At 44.9% G+C, this 20,973-nt stretch carries 21 protein-coding genes; 13 read left to right on the forward strand and 8 right to left on the reverse strand.

Going from position 1 to position 20,973, the window contains the following annotated elements; all coding sequences use genetic code 11:
• The first annotated feature begins 4 nt into the window (after positions 1-4).
• The gene (pnp, locus tag EWM62_RS00525; protein ID WP_129874689.1) at positions 5-2,146 is read left to right on the forward strand and encodes a polyribonucleotide nucleotidyltransferase; all 2,142 of its coding nucleotides are present in this window, start codon (positions 5-7) and stop codon (positions 2,144-2,146) included.
• A gap of 156 nt (positions 2,147-2,302) precedes the next feature.
• Positions 2,303-2,572 carry a hypothetical protein gene (locus EWM62_RS00530; RefSeq protein ID WP_129874690.1) on the forward strand — a complete coding sequence of 90 codons (270 nt, stop codon included), beginning with the start codon at positions 2,303-2,305 and terminating at the stop codon, positions 2,570-2,572.
• Between the two features lie 53 nt (positions 2,573-2,625).
• Here the strand turns inward: EWM62_RS00530 and EWM62_RS00535 are convergent, their stop codons facing one another.
• Genes EWM62_RS00535 through EWM62_RS00545 form a run of 3 tightly spaced genes read right to left on the reverse strand, consistent with a single transcriptional unit; the run spans position 2,626 to position 5,014 of the window.
• On the reverse strand, positions 2,626-3,267 hold the full coding sequence (locus EWM62_RS00535) for a uridine kinase family protein (protein WP_129874691.1): 642 nt from the start codon (positions 3,265-3,267) through the stop codon (positions 2,626-2,628).
• Positions 3,260-4,237, reverse strand: coding sequence for a LysM peptidoglycan-binding domain-containing protein (locus tag EWM62_RS00540; RefSeq protein ID WP_129874692.1), 978 nt, complete (start codon positions 4,235-4,237; stop codon positions 3,260-3,262). The genes EWM62_RS00535 and EWM62_RS00540 overlap by 8 nt, the downstream gene beginning before the upstream one ends.
• A 21-nt stretch (positions 4,238-4,258) precedes the next feature.
• Positions 4,259-5,014: a DUF4905 domain-containing protein gene (locus EWM62_RS00545; RefSeq protein ID WP_162499757.1), complete on the reverse strand. Its 756-nt coding sequence runs from the start codon at positions 5,012-5,014 to the stop codon at positions 4,259-4,261.
• Positions 5,015-5,115: 101 nt separating this feature from the next.
• Between EWM62_RS00545 and EWM62_RS00550 the strand changes: the two genes are divergently transcribed.
• A complete protein-coding gene (locus tag EWM62_RS00550) occupies positions 5,116-5,595 on the forward strand; it encodes a Dps family protein (protein WP_129874694.1) in 480 nt (159 codons plus the stop codon).
• A 128-nt stretch (positions 5,596-5,723) separates the two neighbouring features.
• Here the strand turns inward: EWM62_RS00550 and EWM62_RS00555 are convergent, their stop codons facing one another.
• Positions 5,724-7,196: a hypothetical protein gene (locus EWM62_RS00555; protein ID WP_129874695.1), complete on the reverse strand. Its 1,473-nt coding sequence runs from the start codon at positions 7,194-7,196 to the stop codon at positions 5,724-5,726.
• A gap of 19 nt (positions 7,197-7,215) precedes the next feature.
• Complete coding sequence (locus tag EWM62_RS00560; protein WP_129874696.1) at positions 7,216-8,094, reverse strand: hypothetical protein; 879 nt, start codon at positions 8,092-8,094, stop codon at positions 7,216-7,218.
• A 108-nt stretch (positions 8,095-8,202) separates the two neighbouring features.
• Here EWM62_RS00560 and proS point away from each other — a divergent pair, with 108 nt between their 5' ends.
• The 4 genes from proS to EWM62_RS00580 all read left to right on the forward strand — a co-directional run bounded on the left by proS (position 8,203) and on the right by EWM62_RS00580 (position 12,250).
• Positions 8,203-9,675, forward strand: coding sequence for a proline--tRNA ligase (proS, locus tag EWM62_RS00565; protein WP_129874697.1), 1,473 nt, complete (start codon positions 8,203-8,205; stop codon positions 9,673-9,675).
• Between the two features lie 80 nt (positions 9,676-9,755).
• Entirely contained in the window at positions 9,756-10,895 is a 1,140-nt protein-coding gene (locus tag EWM62_RS00570; protein ID WP_129874698.1) for a cystathionine gamma-synthase, read from the forward strand.
• A 69-nt stretch (positions 10,896-10,964) separates the two neighbouring features.
• A complete protein-coding gene (locus tag EWM62_RS00575; protein WP_129874699.1) occupies positions 10,965-11,804 on the forward strand; it encodes a TIGR02757 family protein in 840 nt (279 codons plus the stop codon).
• Between the two features lie 80 nt (positions 11,805-11,884).
• On the forward strand, positions 11,885-12,250 hold the full coding sequence (locus EWM62_RS00580; protein WP_129874700.1) for a DUF5655 domain-containing protein: 366 nt from the start codon (positions 11,885-11,887) through the stop codon (positions 12,248-12,250).
• Here the strand turns inward: EWM62_RS00580 and EWM62_RS00585 are convergent.
• From EWM62_RS00585 to EWM62_RS00595, 3 genes are read right to left on the reverse strand one after another with little or no spacing between them, the layout of a single operon-like run.
• Positions 12,247-12,963, reverse strand: coding sequence for a hypothetical protein (locus EWM62_RS00585; RefSeq protein ID WP_129874701.1), 717 nt, complete (start codon positions 12,961-12,963; stop codon positions 12,247-12,249). The genes EWM62_RS00580 and EWM62_RS00585 overlap by 4 nt on opposite strands.
• Positions 12,964-13,020: 57 nt before the next feature.
• Positions 13,021-13,299 (reverse strand): hypothetical protein, encoded by a 279-nt coding sequence (locus EWM62_RS00590; protein WP_129874702.1) that lies wholly within the window; start codon positions 13,297-13,299, stop codon positions 13,021-13,023.
• 9 nt (positions 13,300-13,308) lie between these two features.
• The gene (locus EWM62_RS00595) at positions 13,309-14,367 is read right to left on the reverse strand and encodes a nucleoid-associated protein (RefSeq protein WP_129874703.1); all 1,059 of its coding nucleotides are present in this window, start codon (positions 14,365-14,367) and stop codon (positions 13,309-13,311) included.
• Positions 14,368-14,528: 161 nt separating this feature from the next.
• Here EWM62_RS00595 and mnmE point away from each other — a divergent pair, with 161 nt between their 5' ends.
• The 6 genes from mnmE (at position 14,529) to EWM62_RS00625 (ending at position 20,878) form a co-directional block, all read left to right on the forward strand.
• Positions 14,529-15,893 (forward strand): tRNA uridine-5-carboxymethylaminomethyl(34) synthesis GTPase MnmE, encoded by a 1,365-nt coding sequence (gene mnmE, locus EWM62_RS00600; RefSeq protein WP_129874704.1) that lies wholly within the window; start codon positions 14,529-14,531, stop codon positions 15,891-15,893.
• 447 nt (positions 15,894-16,340) lie between these two features.
• Positions 16,341-16,586 (forward strand): hypothetical protein, encoded by a 246-nt coding sequence (locus EWM62_RS00605; RefSeq protein WP_129874705.1) that lies wholly within the window; start codon positions 16,341-16,343, stop codon positions 16,584-16,586.
• A 103-nt stretch (positions 16,587-16,689) separates the two neighbouring features.
• Positions 16,690-16,935 carry a hypothetical protein gene (locus EWM62_RS00610; protein WP_129874706.1) on the forward strand — a complete coding sequence of 82 codons (246 nt, stop codon included), beginning with the start codon at positions 16,690-16,692 and terminating at the stop codon, positions 16,933-16,935.
• A complete protein-coding gene (locus EWM62_RS00615; protein WP_129874707.1) occupies positions 16,928-17,242 on the forward strand; it encodes a hypothetical protein in 315 nt (104 codons plus the stop codon). The genes EWM62_RS00610 and EWM62_RS00615 overlap by 8 nt, the downstream gene beginning before the upstream one ends.
• A 123-nt stretch (positions 17,243-17,365) precedes the next feature.
• The gene (locus tag EWM62_RS00620; protein ID WP_129874708.1) at positions 17,366-18,562 is read left to right on the forward strand and encodes an HlyD family secretion protein; all 1,197 of its coding nucleotides are present in this window, start codon (positions 17,366-17,368) and stop codon (positions 18,560-18,562) included.
• A gap of 3 nt (positions 18,563-18,565) precedes the next feature.
• Positions 18,566-20,878: a peptidase domain-containing ABC transporter gene (locus EWM62_RS00625; RefSeq protein ID WP_129874709.1), complete on the forward strand. Its 2,313-nt coding sequence runs from the start codon at positions 18,566-18,568 to the stop codon at positions 20,876-20,878.
• The last annotated feature ends 95 nt before the right edge of the window (positions 20,879-20,973 follow it).

Raw genomic sequence — 20,973 nt, forward strand, 5'->3', positions numbered from 1 at the left:
CAAGATGAGTTTAAACGTAATTAAAAAGGTTATTGATTTAGGTGACGGCCGCACCATTGAGATCGAAACCGGTAAACTGGCCAAACAAGCCGATGGCTCAGTAGTAATTAAGATGGGCGACACCATGTTACTGGCTACTGTAGTATCGTCACTGGAAGCGAAAGAGGGAGTTGATTTTTTACCCCTTTCTGTTGATTATCAGGAAAAATACGCATCCACCGGTCGTATACCGGGTGGTTTTTTACGTCGCGAGGCACGTTTATCAGACTACGAGGTTTTGATCTCGCGTTTGGTTGACCGCGCATTGCGCCCAATGTTCCCCGAAGATTATCACGCTGATACCCAGGTAATGATATCGTTGATATCTGCCGATAAAGATATTATGCCTGATTGCCTTGCAGGTTTAGCTGCATCTGCAGCGTTAGCTTGTTCTGATATCCCTTTTAACGGGCCGATATCTGAAGTACGTGTAGCTAAAGTTGATGGCCAGCTGATCATTAACCCAACTTTAAGCCAGCTTAAAACAGCAACTTTAGAGTTTATAGTTGCAGGTAGCGAGCATGATATTAACATGGTTGAAGGTGAAAGCGCCGAAATACAGGAAGCTGAGCTTGTTGAAGCCATTAAATTTGCACACACTGCTATTAAAGTACAATGTTTAGCTCAGAAGGAATTAACTGCCGAGCTTAACAAAACCGTTAAGCGCGTTTACAGCCACGAGCACAGCAACGAGGAGCTTAAGAAAGCTATCTACGCTGCTACTTACGACCAGGTTTACGCTATTGCCGGCGCTGCTTCTGCTAAAGACGAGCGTTCTGCAAGCTTTAAAGCGGTACGTGACGCCTACATCGCTACTTTAGGCGAGATAGACGACATCACAAAATCGTTAGCTAAAAAATACTACCACGATGTAGAGTACGATGCTATCCGTAACCTTGTGTTAGACGAGGGCAAACGTTTAGATGGCCGTAGCACTACCCAGATCCGCCCGATATGGAGCGAAGTTGGTTACCTGCCATCTGCTCACGGTTCTGCCGTGTTTACCCGTGGCGAAACACAATCATTAACCACCGTTACCTTAGGCGCTAAGGATGATGAGCAAATGATTGATGGCGCGTTCATCAATGGTTACCAAAAATTCCTGTTACACTACAATTTCCCTGGTTTCTCAACCGGTGAGGTTCGCCCTAACAGGGGTGCAGGCCGTCGCGAGATAGGTCACGGTAACCTGGCTATGCGTTCGTTGAAACGTGTTTTACCCGCCGAAGACCAAAATCCTTACACTATCCGTATCGTTTCTGACATCCTTGAATCAAACGGTTCATCATCAATGGCTACGGTTTGTGCCGGTACATTGGCTTTGATGGATGCCGGTATCAAGATCAGTAACCCGGTATCTGGTATCGCGATGGGGTTGATCACCAACGAAATGGGTACTAAATATGCTATTCTTTCGGATATCCTTGGTGATGAAGATCACTTAGGTGATATGGACTTTAAGGTGACAGGTACTAAAAACGGTATTGTTGCTGTACAAATGGACTTAAAGATAAACGGTTTATCGTACGAAGTTTTAACAAACGCGTTAAACCAGGCGAAAGAAGGCCGTTTACACATCCTGGGCGAAATGGCCAAAACTATGACCGAACCACGTGAGGACTACAAACCACACGCTCCGCGTATTGTAATGATCAAGATAGATAAAGAATTTATTGGCGCGGTTATAGGGCCCGGGGGTAAAATTATCCAGGAAATGCAGCGCGAAACAGGTGCTACCATCTCTATCGAGGAAAAAGACAACCAGGGCTTTGTACAGGTATTTGCCGATAACAAAGCGGCCATTGATGCAGCCTTGGGCCGTATCCGCGCTATTGCTTCTAAACCGGAAGTTGGCGAGATCTACGAAGGTAAAGTAAAATCAATTATGCCGTTTGGTGCATTTGTTGAAATTATGCCGGGTAAAGATGGCTTGTTACACATATCTGAAATTGATCACCGCAGAATTGAGACCATGGATGGTATCTTTAATGTAGGCGACGAAGTACGTGTAAAACTGCTTGATGTTGATAAACAAGGTAAATTAAAACTTTCGCGCAAGGCTTTATTGCCACGCCCGGAAAGTAACAGGCCTGCTGATAATAATTAACCAGGCCGAATTTATAGCGCAAAACCCTCTTTTGGAGGGTTTTGCTTTTTTAATAAAAAAAGTTTTTAAAATAAAAACAAAACTTAAACCTTAGTTGTTAGTTTTAGTTAAGTATAGTTATATCAAAAAACATAAAGCCGATCCCTTTATTGCAAAATGACATCTACTACTAATGATCCTTTAGATTTTCTCAATAATTCAGCTGGGGTGCAGGGTGGTGCACAAACCGACCTGATCCAGAAATTATTGTACGAAATTATTAGGGTAAAAGAACTTATTACTTACTACGAATCTATCCCGAATGGGGCAGGGCAGCTTGGCTCATCTATTTTAACAGAGCTTGTTACCGAGGCTTACAATTCCCTGGTAAATTACGATACGGTATTAATGAAAAAGTACTACGACCTGTTGCTAAACTGCGACTAAGCAATTAGTGTCCTGATAGCTATCGGGATATTGAATAAGTTATCTTGTGATTTTCACCTTTCACCTAAAACTTTCTCGCGCAACTCCCTCGAAATTTCTTCTGTCACTTTTATAATATCATCAGCAACCTGGGTGTTGTTCTGGATTATTTTATCGGCTTGATCGCGGTAGGGTAGTAAATGCTCTTTATAAGCCGGCACAACGTGGTTTACCCATTTGTAGTATGCATCTTCGTTAGAGTAGCCGCGTTCTTCCAGGTCGCGCTTTAGGCGGCGCTGCAGGGCTATGTGCTCGTCGGCTTCAATAAATATGGTCATATCAAGTACGTCCTTAATTTTGCCAAAGTGCATAATAAAAAGGCCTTCAACAATAATAATGGGGGCGGGCTTTATCTCCAGCATTTTGGGGATAGCGTCCGGGTTGTTAAAAGTGTACTCCTGCTTCATGAACGATTCGTTGTTCAGCAGCTTAAAAATATCGCTCTCAAAATGGTCGTGGTCTATTGTCGATGGCAGGTCGAAGTTATACTCCTTGTTTTCCTCTTTTGTCATGGTATGGCCTACGGGGAAGTAGTAATCATCCTGCGATACCAAACATACCTCGTCGGCGCTAAAGTGCTCCAGGAAGCATTTTAAGAAGAAAGTTTTGCCAGATCCGCTTCCGCCGGCAACACCAATTACATAAGGTTTATTCATTAGGTGTACCGTAGCTGATATTTACCTGAAAACGTTTATCTAATGCGCCTAATGCTTCAGCAACATTTTTGGTCATTACAATTATAGCATCGCGGGTAGACTGACTATCTGTAAAGCGGCCAACCACTTTGGCAAATGTAGTACGGTTGTTCATAGGGTTTGTGATACGCATAACCGTACCTATAGGGGCTGTGCGGTGTAATATTAATTTTTTGTTCGGGTCAAGGCTGGTATCGTCTATCCAGGTAGCCACGCCTTTCTCGTTCTTTTCGAACAGGCCGTAACGGTTTGCAGGTAAATGGCGGTCAAGGCTGTCAGGCGCAACATAGGTCGAATCCCGTTTAACGGTATCAGGCGTCGAATTTATAGTTGGCGGCGGTGGGGTTACAGGCTCGCCGTTTGGTACCAACAGAACCTGCCCGGCAGATAGATTGCTTGATTTGAGGTTGTTTAACAACGTTAAAGCCTCAACAGTAGTGTTAAACCGTTTAGCAATGGCATAAAGCGTTTCGTGTGCCGATACTTTGTACTGCTGCGAGGTTGATGTGGCGGCGGGTGTAGTTGGCGCAGGTTTTTGTTCGGTGGTTTGCACCGGCTGCTTTTGTGTTACTACTGCGGGGGGCTGGGTTTTAACGGGCGCCCCGGCTGCAGGTTTTGTTTGTGGCTGTGTTACCGGCGGCTCAACAGCAGGAGTAGATTTTACCGTTTCAACGATCGACCGTTCGGTAGGTACTTTAATAATATGGCCAATTTGCAAAGCGGCATTGTTATTAAACTGCTGGATAACCTTAGGGCTTACACCGTACTTACGGCCCAACGAGTAGTAATTATCTTTAGGGTCGAGTTTATGTAGGATCACTTTTTTGCCATTAAGGTTTTCAACACCAACAGAATCGGGCGGTGCCGATGCAAATAGGGTGGTAGTTAAGCCAAGCAAAATAGCGGATAGTAATAGTATTTTAAATTTCATAATAAATTCTTATTCAGTAATTTATAGTTTTAAAACCTTTATTTCGGTCCTGTTTTTTATATAAATCAAAGCGTTTTTATGTAATACAAACGCCTCGGGTTGTAATTTTTGTATATCCTGGTTCAATAAATCGTGGTAAACCACATTACTGCCATCCATTATATACAGGTGCTGTTGTAAAGCCCCGTTTTTAAAAGTGTGCAAAGATACAATTCTGTAACTATTATGGTTTAGGTAATGCACCATATTTCCGTACGGCTCTTCAGGCAAAGTGCCGGGGATAAGCTGTGCGGCGGGTATCATCTCAGGTATGACTATGTAATTATCTAAAGGTTTATCCAACGTGGTGTTATAAGGCCTTATGGTTTGGCCGCTAAGCACATCAATCAACAATAATTTTTTTGGCTGGATGCCGGGATTGTACGCCACCGGGCCATTGGTTGACAGATGGTTGAACGCCAAACTATAATTACTCCAAAGTTCTGTCGAGGTGGTTGCATCAACGGCGATAATGCTTTTATGCTCAGGACTTGTTTCGTGCTTGTAGTAATGCAAGAGTAGTACGCCGTTGTATATGTTCTCTATGCCGGTAAGCCAGCGTTCGGGCAGGGTAAGGGAGGTGAAATAAACCTGGCCGCTTGCAAGGTTAACGGCTGCGAAGCTGGTTTGCCGGTCTTTCTCGTTGCGGATCTCGATGCACATTATATCGGTTTCCCCGTCAATTTGCAGCCGCCAAACGGCGCCGTTAAGGGTTTGGGATACGAATGGTTGTAGCATTGTCATTTAGTGTGCAAATATGGCTATTTATATCAAAACCCTTTAACTTTGATAAACAATGCCAACATACAGGCTGTTATCACAACAAAACAATAAATATTATGGATGCCGAAAAAATAAGCTTAGAAGAAAAAAAAGTTAAACCCGTAGTAGACCATCTGAACGACCTGCTTGCAAACTATCATATCCATTATCAAAAACTGCGCGGGTGCCACTGGAATGTTAAAGGCAAAAGTTTTTTTACCCTGCATGTAAAATTCGAGGAGCTATACACCGCGGCCCTTACTACCATAGACGAGTTAGCCGAACGGATATTGACACTTGGCAAACCGCCATACAGTACCTTTAACGATTACATCACCACATCAACCTTAAAAGAAGTTAACACCATTGGTATGAAAGATACCGATATGGTAAAGGCCCTGATAAAGGATATGGCCGCCCTTATTGAAATGGAGCGCCAGATACTTGACATTACCGCCGATGCGGGCGACGACGGCACCAACGATATGGTGAACCGCTTTATGCAGTTTAAAGAAAAGAACACCTGGATGCTGCGCTCGTTTGTAAATGAGGATTGAGGCAACCGAAGCCCCCCCAACCCCCTGAAGGGGAAGTTTTTGAAAAGCATAAAGCCCGCCTATAATTCTATAGACGGGCTTTATCTTGTATCCAATTTCTACTCCCCCTTTAGGGGGTTGGGGGGCTCTTAAAAGCGGTATCCCAAAGTTAAGTAACCATTGTTATTGCTGTTTCGTAACGCTGCCGAAGGGCTTGTGCTGCCAATATCATATGGGAATATATTTTGCCTGCCGGTAGAGTGGGCGTAAGTAGCATCTATATAATAGCTGCCAAAACGCAGGCCGATACCGCCGCTGGTTGTTTTAATATCGCTGCCGTTTTCTTTACGGGCATCACCTTGTATGCCGTACCCGCCGCGCAGCAGGAAGAAACTGGTTAATCGTGCTTCGGCGCCAATATGCGCGTTGATTGCCGATTTGTACAGACTTTTTATCTCGCCGTTATCCCTGTAATCAGCATCATAATCAGGGTTGCTGCCCAGGTGGGCGCTGCTGTAATCAACATACTCCACATCGCCGGTAATAAAACCAAAATGCTTGATAAATACGGCCGCGCCGCCGGCTATTTTTAATGGCGTGCGTAAATTATAATTCAGCCTGTAATCGTCCGATTCGTTATCGTTTTGGGCATTGCTGCCTACTTTTGAAGAAAGGCCCTCGTAGTAAATATCATCGATGTTATAAAAAGTAGGAGAGGTAAACACCGCGCCTAAACGTACGGCTTCGGTTGGTTTGTAAATAACCCCCAGCCTGGCGCTAAAGCCGGTGCCTTTAGTTATCTGGTTTTGCGAATATGCCGAACTAAAGTTGCGATCGGTAGGTGTACCAGGTGCCGGGCCTTCTAATACCGACAGCGTACCATCTTCATAAAAAGTACCGTACGAGTTGTAGTTGATATCGGTAAAGCTTAATCCTAAACCTAAATAAAGTTTGTTGCTGTAATTGCCACCTATAGAAAAATCGATACCCGATTGGCCGCCGGTACGGTTTATAATGGCTTCTTGCGTGGTTGGGCCAACGTTGTTCGCGCCGTACCCGGATGTATATGTATCTATTAATTGTTGATCATACGCCCAGCCAGCCAGCGATCCTTCGTCGATACCGAAATCGTTTGCCTGCGATGCGAAATAACTATTGATAGAATTGGTGCTATTAGAACCTTTGTAGCGGATGTTTTGATTGAAATCGCTTACACGGCTAAAGGCTACACCATAGTTAACGCTTAACCAGCCTTTATTTTTATCGGCACCGGCAGGTTTGGTTAACTGGTTGTAAATAACAAGGCCAGCATGGTTTAAATTACCGCTGTTGCGCGATGCAGTGCCCGCCTGCCCAAAATAAGTAGACTTTGATCTGGAAGCATCATACTCGGGCGTGATGCTAAACTCCGACCGGGTAAAAAATCCTAAACCGGCAGGGTTACCGCTTATATTGCTCAGATCGCCGCCAACTGCGGTACCCGCGTTACCAACCGCTTTTATACGCGAGGTAGACCCTGTTGTAGTTTGCGAGAACCTGATGGCATCCTGCGAATACTGGGCAAAACTATTTTGGGTAAATGCTACTATAGCAATTACACTTAGTATATATTTTATCTTCATAAATTTTAGGATTTTTAAATTAGTTCCTTACCGGCCTGCCGCCACCACCGCCACCGCCTGAACTGGAACCGCCGCCGCTGCTGCTTCTGCCGCCGCCGCTGTTGTTATTGCTTGATGGTGCCGAACGCTCAACACTTGGCTGATAGGTTGGCCTGTCGGTACGTACTCCACGTGTAGCACGGGTATCGCCATAAACAGGCCTGCCGCCGGTTTGCCCATTGCTAACACCGCGCGAACCCCTGTTTGGAATATAACCTATACCACTGTTGCGGCCGCCATAAGCGGTACGCCCTGTATTGCCGAATGAACTGCCAGGGCTTCCGTTGCCTCTGTAAGGGCGCGCGTTGCCGCGGTTGTAAGCAGAATATACACCCCAGTATGGCGAGCCGCCATAGCCAATGCCCCAGTAGGAGTATGGAGAATAACCATAGCCGTAACCGTATCCATAACCACCCCATGGGTAACCATATCCATAACCGCCATAGCCAAAACCACCACCGTAGCCAAAGCCACCGCCGTAACCAAAACCACCATAGCCGTAGCCACCGTAACCAAAGCCCAGGCCAATGCTAAAAGCGCTGCCATAGCCGTAACCGTAAGGCGAGTAGCCGTAGTATAAATTATCGTAATATCCAAAAGGCGAGTAATAGCTGAAACGGTTTATGCGCGATGAGTAATCATCGTAGTAAAAATAATCGTCTTCGTCGCTGTCCTGGTCGTCGGCCTCCTGGTTGTATTCGTCATTTCTGGTAATATATACAGGTTCTTCGGCCGCGGTCGCGTGCGAGAAGTAAACGTCATCGTCGTTTTTAGAGGTAGATGCGGTTTTGTTAACGGAGCAGGAACTCAGCGCTACAGCGCCGATCAAAATCATTCCCTTAATAAGGTCCCTTTTCATTTGTTTTGTAAGGATGTAAAGTTCAAGGTCAAATAAACGTATAAATTTATAAATTTGGGCGTTATTAATTTTAATAACAAAGTCAATTTCTATTCCAAAAATCAATATATGAGCAAAGGTGTTATTAGTAAAGACGAAGATTATTCGCAATGGTTTAACGACTTAATAATTAAATCTGACATGGCCGAATATTCGCCTGTCAGGGGGTGTATGATCATTAAACCTTATGGGTACTCTATCTGGGAAAAAATACAGGCGGTGCTCGATAAAATGTTTAAAGAAACAGGCCACCAAAACGCTTACTTTCCGTTGCTTATACCAAAATCCTTCTTCTCTAAAGAAGCCAGCCATGTGGAGGGCTTCGCCAAAGAATGCGCTGTGGTTACCCACTACAGGCTAAAGAACGACGGGAACGGTAATATTGTTGTGGACGAGGATGCAAAATTAGAGGAAGAATTAATTATCCGCCCCACATCCGAAACCATCATCTGGAACACCTACCGCGGCTGGATCCAAAGCTACCGCGACCTGCCTATCCTGGTTAACCAGTGGGCCAACGTAATGCGCTGGGAAATGCGCACCCGTTTGTTTTTGCGTACCAGCGAATTTTTATGGCAGGAAGGCCACACCGCCCACTCCACATCTGATGAAGCGATAGCAGAAACCGAACAGATGCTGGATGTTTACGCCGATTTTGCCGAAAACTGGATGGCATTACCGGTTGTAAAAGGCCGCAAAACACCGAACGAAAGATTTGCGGGCGCGTTAGATACCTATTGCATCGAAGCTTTAATGCAGGATGGTAAAGCGCTGCAGGCAGGTACATCGCACTTTTTGGGGCAAAACTTTGCCAAGGCCTTTGATGTAAAATTTACTACGAAAGATAACGTGCAGGATTTTGTATGGGCAACATCATGGGGTGTATCAACCCGTTTAATAGGGGCACTTATTATGGCGCACTCTGACGATGCCGGTTTGGTGTTACCGCCAAAGCTGGCACCGATACAGGTAGTTGTTGTGCCGATATACAAACACGAAGAGGAACTGGAGAACATCACCACGTTTGTAAACACTTTAACAAAAGAGTTGCGTGCAAAAGATATCAGCGTAAAATTTGATAAGCGCGATACCCACCGCCCGGGCGCTAAATTTGCCGAGTACGAATTGAAAGGTGTGCCACTGCGCGTTGCCATTGGCAGTCGCGATATGCAGAATGGTACCGTTGAATTGGCCCGCCGCGATACCAAAACCAAAGAAACCGTAAACCAGGAAGGCCTTGCCGCGCATATCGAAGCGTTGCTGGAAGAGATCCAGGCAAACATTTACAAAAAAGCAGCTGATTTCCGCACGGAGAACACAACTGAGGTAGATACCTACGAAGAGTTTAAAAGTATGCTGGATGAGCAGCCGGGTTTCCTGTCTGCCCATTGGGATGGCACCGCCGAGACCGAGCAAAAGATAAAAGATGAAACTAAGGCAACAATCCGTTGCATACCTTTGAACAATAAACAGGAAGAAGGCAAATGTATTTTAACAGGTAAACCTTCGAGCCAGCGAGTATTATTTGCTCGTGCATATTAAATGGATGTGGAGTGCGAGGAGTGAAGAGCGGATTAATTCGCTTCATACTCGCACTCCGCACCACTAACCCCGCACCAATTATGAAATTCGGAACAAAAGCAATACACGCAGGGCAGGAGCCCGACCCAACTACCGGCGCTATCATGACGCCGATATACCAGACATCAACCTACTGGCAAAAATCGCCGGGGGATAATAAGGGGTATGAGTACTCGCGCGGCACAAACCCAACCCGCAAGGCATTGGAAGATTGTTTGGCGGCGTTAGAGAACGCTAAGTACGGACTGGCCTTTTCCAGCGGTATGGGTGCTACCGATGCGGTAATGAAACTGCTTGCCCCCGGCGACGAGGTAATAACCGGTAATGACCTTTACGGAGGATCGTACCGTATTTTTACCAAGATCTACGCTAATTATGGTATTAAATTTCATTTCCTTGATTTATCGAACCCCGACATCATCAACGAATATGTGAACGATAAAACCAAACTCATCTGGATTGAAACGCCAACCAACCCAACCATGCAGGTAGTGGATATTGAAGCTGTTGGTAAGATCAGCAAGGCAAATAATTTACTTTTTGTGGTAGATAATACTTTTGCCTCGCCGTACCTGCAAAACCCTATCGACATGGGTGCCGATGTGGTGATGCATTCTGTTACTAAGTACATTGGCGGCCACAGCGATGTGGTTATGGGTGCCCTGATGCTGAACGATGAGGAGCTTTACAAACGGCTATGGTTCATTTACAACGCATGCGGCGCAACACCGGGCCCGATGGATAGCTTTTTGGTGCTGCGTGGCATAAAAACCCTGCACCTGCGCATGAAGGCCCATTGCGAGAATGGCCGCCAGGTTGCCGAATTTTTGAAAGACCACCCGAGGGTAGAGAAGATCTACTGGCCGGGTTTCCCCGATTCTAAAAACCACGACATCGCCAAAAAACAAATGCGCGATTTTGGCGGGATGATCTCTATTGTTTTAAAAGACGCTACCTTGGAGGATACCTACCGCATTGCCGGCTCCTTTAAAGTATTTGCTTTGGCAGAGTCATTGGGCGGTGTAGAATCATTAATAAACCACCCCGTAAGCATGACCCATGGCAGCATCCCCAAAACCGAGCGCGATAAAGCCGGCGTGGTAGATAACCTGCTGCGTTTAAGCGTAGGGGTAGAGGATATTGAGGATCTGCTGGAAGATTTGAAACAGGCGCTGGCATAAGAAGAACCAAGATATAAGAGTCAAGAGCCAAGACGACAAGTTTCTTTCTTGTTTCTTAACTCTAAAATCATGAACGATAACCTCAAATCCTTCCTCGACCAAAAAGTAGCCCAATACAACCGACCCGAATTTATCGCGAACGACCCGGTGAGCATCCCGCATATGTTCAGCAAAAAGCAGGATATCGAGATCATGGGATTTTGGGCTGCTACCCTGGCATGGGGGCAAAGGGTTACCATCATCAATAAATGTAAAGAGCTTATCACGCTGATGGATGGCGCTCCTTACGATTTCATCATCAACCACGAGGAACCCGACCTGAAGAAACTGCTGCATTTTAAGCACCGCACTTTTAATGATATCGATACGCTGTATTTTATCGCGTTCTTTAGGTGGCATTACGAGAATTACGAATCACTTGAACAGGCGTTTATGCCCCCCAACCCCCTGAAGGGGGAGCAGAATAGCCTGCCTGCTAATGAAAGATCCCCCCTTCAGGGGGTGGAGGGGGCCCTTAACCACTTCCGTTCATATTTCTTTTCCCTGCCCGATTTCCCGCATCGTACCAAAAAGCATGTATCGTCGCCTGCGCAAAAATCGACCTGCAAAAGGTTAAATATGTTTCTGCGCTGGATGGTGCGCAAGGACGATAACGGCGTTGATTTCGGTATCTGGAACAAGATAACCCCTGCCGACCTGATCTGTCCCTGCGACCTGCACGTTGACCGTGTGGCACGGCACCTCAAACTCATTACCCGCAAACAAACCGACTGGCAAACAGCCGTAGAACTTACCGAACGCCTAAAAGAATTTGACCCGCTGGACCCCGTTAAATACGATTTCGCCCTGTTTGGATTGGGAATAGAAGAGCGCTGGGGGATAGCAGGGATACTGCCGGAGTTTGATTGAAAATAGTCCCACACGTGATTACGAGGTACGGAGCAAACTCTTTAGGGCAATTTGACTATATTTATCAAAATCTACATCCTTTGGACTCAGAAGAATACTACCTATCCGATTTCCTAATTGGTAAAAGTGACCATACGCTTGTCCTGTTCAATCATTTTATTAACCGGTTTAATACTATTGGTAATGTTGAGGTAGTGCCGCTGAAAAGTATGATAGGGCTGGATAACGGCCATAAACGCATTGCCTATATAACCCAGTTGGGTAAAAACTTTATCCATGTAGTGTTCCCGTTTAAGCAGGAGTACCCCGATAACTTATGTTTCCAGAAAATAGCGCAGGTACCCGGGCAGCAGCAGTTTAACCATCATTTCAGGATGCTGAATGTAGAGGATGTGAACGAAGAGGTGATAAGCTTTATGAAACTGGCCTACCTGGGCGAAGTTTAAGTCTTCTCTATCGCGAATGTTGTTAAGCATCTGTACCCCGCAATTACTATCGCAATGCAATTTATAAACCACAGTTGGATCAGCAACGGCGTACCCATCAAATAAACGTGGTTTAAGAAGCCGGTAGCCAGTAATCCGTTTAGAAGCATCAGCAGGATAATGGTATCCAGCATTAACGGGATTATTAGCAAGGCTATAAATACCAATATCTTCCGCTTGTTACCTATGGCCTTGTAGGCAACTACCAGTGGCGGCAGGCAGATGGCAGCCACTACCACAAAATTAATTATTCGCAATAGCAGCAGGTTAGAATGACCGGCATTTAAGAACAGCGACCGCAGGCCCCACATTTCATCTCCCGAGCCCATCGCCGCCATATACAACCGCCCAAAGGGCATGTTGCCGAATATCATCACCAAACCAAACGACCGGATACTTGTAGCTGCGCCATGCTTTAACCAATACCGGCCCAGCCAAAGCATGATAAAAGTTAACACCGGCCCGGCGAAGGTAGCTATTTCGGGGTAGGGCACGTTGCAGGTTTCGCAAAGCCGCCATACGTTAAAATCGCGCGTGCCCCATGCGCCGCACATCAGCCTGCCGGTTACAATATGCGCAAGCTCGTGCAGCTCGTGCATCGCAAAAAAGAAGAACTGGAATACAAGCAGGGTTTTAAAAGTAAACCGAATGTGTAAAGGTTTGGTGAGGCTCATGATGGCATGAGACAATGCTGTTGCCCAGAAGGTTACACCCAATAAATTAAACAGGTATTAGTGGTGCGAACCGATATTATTCATAGCTATACCGCTCTCATAAAAATCGGTAGATCTGTTTATATTCTTCCTCGCCTCGTACGAAGCCATCTCTTTTTTAAGGATAAAATAAATAAGCACCGACCAAATAAACGGAAGCAATAAAATAAGGAAAATGTTAAGCCGCTTTTGTGTAGTAGTTAAAACAGGCGCTTTAATAGCTTTAAAAATGGCCAATACCGCTACCAGTAAATGAGCAGCAAGAAACACGATAATCAAAACTTGTCCGCCTGTCATATATCAAATTTACGCTTCTTCCTTAAAATAAACCTTATAATAATTCATGGCTTTGTTATCGTCAAAACCTTTTTCAATCAGTTTATTATCGCCATGAATATAAATATGAAAGTTTTTATCCAGCTTTAATACGCTTTTATAAATGCGGGCCTGCTTTTTTACAGCGTTGCCCGAGATCTCAAAGCTGTCGGCTATGGGGGTGTCAAACTCTTCTTCGTACTGGCTTTTAAAAGTTTTGAAAGATGCGATAGCTTCGGGGTTGCTGATAACTTCTTCGCTAAACTCATCCAGGTCGAAGGTTTCCTTTTCCTTAAAATACTTCATCGATCGGTTTAGCAGGTCTATCTTATCAGCCTTGCTCATGTCAAAACTGTCGTCCAGTTTTTGGGTGACAAAGTTTTTGTAGATGCCAAGCGTATTGCTGGTTTGGTTAAAACTATCGTTACGGATCTTTAACTGCAAAAACTCATCCTTCCAGTAAACCGCCGCATCCTGCCCGCCGCTAACCTTATCCACCACAACCACTTTATAGCCATTCTCTTTTTCGATATCGAAAATAAGTACACCTTTATCCAATTTATTGATATTAATGGCATCCTGCTCGTAATCAACCGCGAAACCGCATTGGTCGGGGTACACCTTCAGGTAAGTTTCCTTATTTTCTGATTTAAAGATCCCTATGGCATCCAGCGGGTTGCCTTCTATTTGTACATTGTTAAAATAAACCACGTACAGTTCGCCGCCTTTGATATTGGGGTGGGTGCTTACCTTGTACAGGTGTTTGGCAATCTGCTCAGACATTTCCTGGAACTTCTCTTTATCCTCAAAAACTTTTGTGGCGTAGTTATGCAGCTCGTTAAGGGCAAGGTCGCCGCTGCTGTGCATCAGGTGGTAAACTTCGTTGGTCTTTTCAAAGGGTTTCAAAAAATACTGCATCAGCAGGTTGGGGATAATTTCGTCCTTTAACTCAAGGGGTTTCTCGGATAAGGAGTACATTTCACCTGCCGATTGGTTGCCAACATGATGTACCGAAATAGTATCGAGCGAAGCTTCAAAAAAAGTTACCATAGTACCGCGAAGGTAAAACTTTTTGGTTCATGGTTAATAGTTCATGGATCATAGCAGGAATTGTTTATGGCATAAGTTCAACATAACATTGACTGAAAATAACGAAGTTTGTAATTAATAAAAGGTTTACAGTGTTGACTATGAACCATGAACTATTATCTATGAACCATACTGAAGATACCATTGTAGCGCTTGCTACCCCAAACGGCGCCGGGGCAATAGGGGTGATCCGCCTTTCAGGGCCGGATGCCATTACTATTGCACAAAAAGTTTGGAAAGGTAAAGACCTAACCAAACAGGCATCGCATACGCTGCACTTTGGGCGAATTACAGATGGCGATTTGGAATTGGATGAGGTAGTGGCTTCCTTATTTGTAACCCCGCGGTCTTACACGCGCGAGAACGTGGTAGAAATTTCCTGTCATGGGTCAAATTATATCATAGAGTCTATTATCAAACTGCTGATTAAGAACGGCGCACGAGCGGCAAAAGCGGGTGAATTTACGCTGAGGGCATTCCTGAACGGTCAACTCGACCTGTCGCAAGCCGAAGCTGTTGCCGACCTTATCGCATCAAACTCAAAAGCGTCGCAGCAGGTAGCATTGCAGCAATTACGCGGGGGCTTTAGTAACCAGTTACAGCAGCTTCGCGACCAATTAGTACAGTTTGCATCACTGATAGAGCTTGAACTTGACTTTGCCGAAGAAGATGTAGAGTTTGCCAATCGAGATCAACTGAAAAAACTTACCCATGATATTACCCGTATCATCGGCAGCCTTATACAGTCGTTCGAGTTGGGTAACGCGATAAAGAACGGCGTTAATACGGTTATTGCGGGCAGGCCAAATGCCGGTAAATCAACCCTGTTAAATGCTTTGCTGAATGAAGAACGCGCTATTGTAAGCCATATCCCCGGCACTACGCGCGATACCATTGAAGAAGTGCTGAATATCCAGGGGATCAATTTCCGGCTGATAGATACGGCCGGCATCCGCGAAGCTACCGATACCATTGAACAGATAGGGGTGCAGCGTACCATGGAAAAAATTAGCCAGTCGGCCTTGCTGCTCTACGTTTATGATGCCGGCGAAATCACCCTTGCTGACCTGAACGCCGATATTGAAAGCCTGCAAAAGCCCGGCGTAACTATGCTTATCGTGGCCAACAAAACTGATCTGCTGAATGCTGAGCAACTATCGGCATTGCCGCATACCGATAAAGCCATCATCATCTCGGCTAAACAAAAGCAGCATATCGATGAACTGAAACAAAAAATATATAGCTCAGCCATAAAAGACCAGCTTACCGGCCACGAAACTCTGGTGACCAACATACGCCACCTGGAAGCCCTGCAAAAAACCGAGGAAGCCCTGATAAGGGTATTGGCCGGCATAGACACCGTAACATCCGATTTCCTGTCGATGGATATCAAACAAGCCCTGCACTACCTTGGCGAAATAACCGGCGCCGTTACCACCGATGATCTGTTGGAAAATATATTTAGTAAGTTCTGTATCGGCAAATAATTGATATCAATAACTGCAGTTCAAGATAATTACTTGTTTTTTGTATCCACAGCGCTATAAATAGCCCTTATTTCCGAACAAAGTAGTTTAAATGGATCAAAATTGCTTGCCAAATGCCAAATGAAAATACACAATTTGGCCTTAGGGTAAAAACTTCACTCGTTTTAGCTATGAGGTTTTTTGCATGCCGGTAAAATATTAAGGCCTATTTTAAATTGCTCTAAACTCTATTACGTTCTGTAAATCAGTAACATAAATTCTTCGTTTAGTTTTACATTACGTAAATATTGCAGGGGCGGTTTGCTATTTTAGGTTATAATATATTCTTTTTAGTTGTTAGAAATTAACTAAAGATTAATCGCCTTGGCACAGTTGATGTACCTTATCCAGCACAAGGGAACGCTGAAAACCTTTAACAGAGTAGGCGAAATTTAATATACAGAAACCATGAAAATGCAAGAATTAAACAACGCCGAATTACAGGAAGTAAACGGTGGATCTATTTTTGGAGGTAATGATTCTTCTTCATCAAGCAACAGCGGATTAATTGGAAACCTGGGTATCGGTAATTTATTATCGTTCAGCAGTACCAGCAAAGACGGTGACGAAAGCCGCTCAACTTCCTTCTCTTTAGGAAACGATATTACATCGAACCTGGGTGGTATTTTTAACCAGCTATCAAGCCAGTCGTAAGGCAGGCAGAAGGGGATAGAATGGCGAAAGTTGTTCTGTAAATTAAAAGGGCACGCTGAAAACCTTTAACAGAGTAGGCAAACATTTTTAAATACAAGAAACCATGAAAATGCAAGAATTAAATAACGCTGAGTTACTGGAAGTAAACGGCGGATCAATTTTTGGAGGTAATGATTCTTCATCATCAAGTGAAAGCGGTTTATTAGGCAATTTAGGTATCGGTAATTTGTTATCGTTCCAAAGCGCAAGCCAGGACGGCGACGAAAGTAGCGCCTCTGCCTTCTCATTAGGCAACGGCATTACGTCGAGCCTTGGCGGCTTATTCGGCCAAAAATCACAAAGTGCGTAATTTAAAAATTAAACACCAGGGCGCGGGTACTAATACTACCCGCGCTTTATTATTTAAACAAAATAATAACGACATGAAAACTGATGTAAAAAGCCCAGGACTTTGTGTGTTAAACGCAGATGAACTGAAAGATATAAATGGCGGCACCGCTGATGGTGCAAGCATGACACTAAGCAGCGGTACGGATTCCCTGCTTTCAATAGAATTTAAATGGCAGCAGGGCGGGCACTCCCGTGATTATAAACTTTCTGTAGGGAACGATATTGATTTTAACTTGAAGGCCTACGGCAAAGGCACTAATGCCTAAGCATTTTACTTTATTATGCAAAGGGGTGGCTTAGGCTATCCCTTTTTTGTTTAAGAGATTTTGAGCGGTTTAAAACACTTTGCAGATTTTTTAATTTACTATTTACCGAATACTTAAAATAGGATGGATAACAACGACAAAGTTTTCCCGGCTGAGTTTTTATCACTTACGGCAGAATACCATTTTCGTAAGTATGACCCGCAAACCAATATCATTTATAAAATGGTTATAGGTTTTGTGCTGATGGCACTTGTCGCCATTTTTTTTGTTAAGGTTAATATCAATGTAAAAAGCCTTGGAACGATCAAATCAACCACCGAGCATAATGAAATTAAAGCGCTGGTGGCTGGCCGGATAGATACCATGTTGCTTACCGAGAATATGCATGTGAAAAAAGGGCAGATATTGGTAACACTCACTGCCGCGGCCATTAACCAGCAGGACCTGGCCGCCCGTACCCAGCAGATAGAATTTGATGCACAAATGGCGGATTTGCAAGTGCTTTCGGATATTGCTAAAAATCGTAACTGGAATTCTAATCCGCAGCTAAAATCAGCCCTGTATGGGCAGCAATGGGTTTTATTGAAACAACAGGCGCGTGATGCTTCGGCAAAACTGGCGGCAGCTACCCGTAATGAGGAAAGATATAATTACCTGTATCGTAATCATGTACTTTCCGCCGCCGAATACGAAGAACAGCACCTCGTATACCAGAATGCACGAAATGGGTTGCAACTCATATATGACGGACAGGGCAGTAAATGGCAGGCCGAATTAAATACACTTAAATCGCAAATGCGCAGCCTGCAATCGGAAGGTAAATATATAGAAGAACAAAAGGATTATTATACCTTGCGTGCACCGGTAAGCGGCACCGTGCAGAATGTAAAGGGGGTGCAGCCGGGTAGCGTAATTGCTGCAAACGAAGTGATCGCAGAGATATCACCAGAAACAGGTATGATCGCCGAAGTTTATGTATTGCCAAAAGATATCGGTTTGATACGGCCGGATATCAAAGTAAATTTTCAGGTTGATGCCTTTAATTATAACCAGTGGGGGCTGCTTACAGGCAAAGTACTTAGCGTAAGCAACGATATATTCACCGATAAGGGGCAGCAACCCTATTTTAAGGTACGTTGCCTGCTTGACCAAAGCTATTTAAAATTAGAAAACGGTTATGTAGGTCGTATCAAAAAAGGGATGACCTTACAGGCCAATTTCTATGTCACAAGGCGTACATTATTCCAATTATTGTACGATAAAACCAGCGACTGGCTAAACCCCGGGCGCCTTTCATCAAAAACAACAGCACAATTATAGGCCATGGCAAAATTCGACCGATTTATAGAAAATATCGAAGCCTGGTACAACTCTTTCGCTCACCGCATCAGAAGGTCAGTTCTTTACAAAAAATGGGATGCTGCTACTGCAGATAAGCGTACCAGGAGGCGGATCCAGATCCAACAGCATGATATTATGGACTGTGGGGCCGCCTGTCTTGCATCTATAGCTGCTTATTATAATTTGAACATGCCAATCGCCCGGATCAGGCAAATGGCCTCTACCGATAAAAAGGGAACCAACCTGCTTGGGCTGATCGAAGCATCTGCGCAGTTAGGCTTTTCAGCCAAGGGGGTTAAAGGCGATTTTGATAACCTGTTCGAGATCCCGGTGCCTACCATCGCGCATGTATTACTGCCAAACCATTTGCAGCATTATGTGGTCATCTATAAAGTAACCGATACGTTTGTAGAGGTGATGGATCCCGGCGACGGCCTGTTACATGAACTCCCGCACGAAACGTTTAAAAAGATATGGACAGGCGTTTTAGTGTTGCTTGCCCCAACTGAAACCTTTATAGCCGGAGACCGGAAGGTATCCGTTGAAAAGCGTTTCTGGCAATTGTTAAAACCACATAAGGGTATGCTGCTGCAGGTGCTGCTCGGCGCCATTGTGTATACGATCTTAGGCCTTTCTACGGCGATATTCCTGCAGAAGATAGTGGATAATGTACTGCCCGAAGATAACCGAAACCTGCTAAACCTGATGGGTGTAGTGATGGTGGTGATTATATTCCTGCAGGTTTTTATCAATCATGCCCGAACGCTTATTACGCTTAAAACGGGCCAACAGATTGATGCGCGTTTGATACTGGGTTATTACAAACACCTTTTAAGGTTACCCCAGCAATTTTTTGACAGTATGCGGGTAGGTGAAATTATCTCGCGGATAAACGATGCGGTCAAGATCCGTTCGTTTATCAACGAGGTGCTGGTCATGTTCGCTGTGAACATTTTCATTCTTATCTTTTCCTTTGCGCTGATGTTTACCTATTACTGGAAACTGGCGCTCATTATGCTCGTGATCGTCCCTATCTTCGCGTTCATCTATAAACTATCCGACAGGCTGAACAGGAGCACCCAGCGTAAGCTGATGGAGAACGCCGCAGACCTGCAAACGCAACTGGTGGAATCGGTGAACGCGATCTCGACCATCAAGCGTTTCGGGCTGGAAGAATTTGCCAACTTTAAAACCGAGACCCGTTTTATCAACATGCTGAAAACGGTGTTCCGCTCGGCAACCAACTCTTTATGGGTAGGCAACCTCAGCAGTTTTACATCGACCACATTTACAGTTATCCTATTATGGTCAGGCTCGGCATTTGTGCTGGATAAGATCATTACGCCGGGTGAATTGCTTTCATTTTACTCGATCATCGGTTATTTTATGGGGCCGGTAGCCAGCCTGATCGGTATGAACAAAACCCTGCAGGATGCCCGCATCGCCGCCGACAGGCTGTTCGAGATCATGGACATGGAACAGGAACCAGTTGAGAACCGTGCCGAACTGACACCGGACATGGTAGGGGATATTAAATTCAAAGATGTTCACTTTCGTTATGGTACCCGTAATAACGTATTCGAGGGGCTCGATCTTCAGATCTCAAAGGGAAAGATCACGGCCATCGTCGGCGAAAGCGGGTCGGGTAAAACCACGTTGCTTTCCCTCATGCAGAATATTTATGAGCTGCAGTCGGGTTCGGTATTCATTGGGGACTATGATATTAAGTATATCACCAACGAAAGTTTACGCCGGATCGTGAGCGTTGTACCACAGGACGTACACCTGTTTGCCGGCAACGTAACGGAAAATATTGCTATTGGCGATTTGGAGCCTGATATGAAACGCGTGGTCAGGATCTGCGCGGACCTGGAGATCACCGATTTTATTGAGCGCCTGCCAAATGGTTTTAATACCTTTTTGGGCGAGAATGGTACGAACTTGTCGGGCGGGCAGCGGCAACGCCTGGCTATCGCGCGTGCGCTTTACCGCGACCCGGAGATATTAATATTGGATGAGGCGACATCATCACTTGATTCGGAATCCGAATCACATGTACAAAACGCGGTGGCTTTGCTGCGCGAACAGCAAAAAACGATCATTATCATTGCCCACCGGCTAAGTACCGTTATGAATGCAGATAAGATCATCGTATTGCAAACCGGCAAGCTGATGGAAGAGGGCACTCATCACGAACTGATGAAAACCCGGGGACAGTATTATAAAATGTGGCAAAAACAATTCCCGTCTGAGGAAATGGTTATGGAGAATAGCAATAAGATCAACCTGAAGTAATATAAACCATTTTGACAAATGGTAACGCGATGATAAAGTCGTTTTTCGGTTGTAGGGTTGGTAACCGGTAGGGAAATAAGAAACATCCACGCTAT

The sequence above is a fragment of the Mucilaginibacter terrigena genome, from assembly GCF_004168255.1.
Lineage (GTDB): Bacteria > Bacteroidota > Bacteroidia > Sphingobacteriales > Sphingobacteriaceae > Mucilaginibacter > Mucilaginibacter terrigena.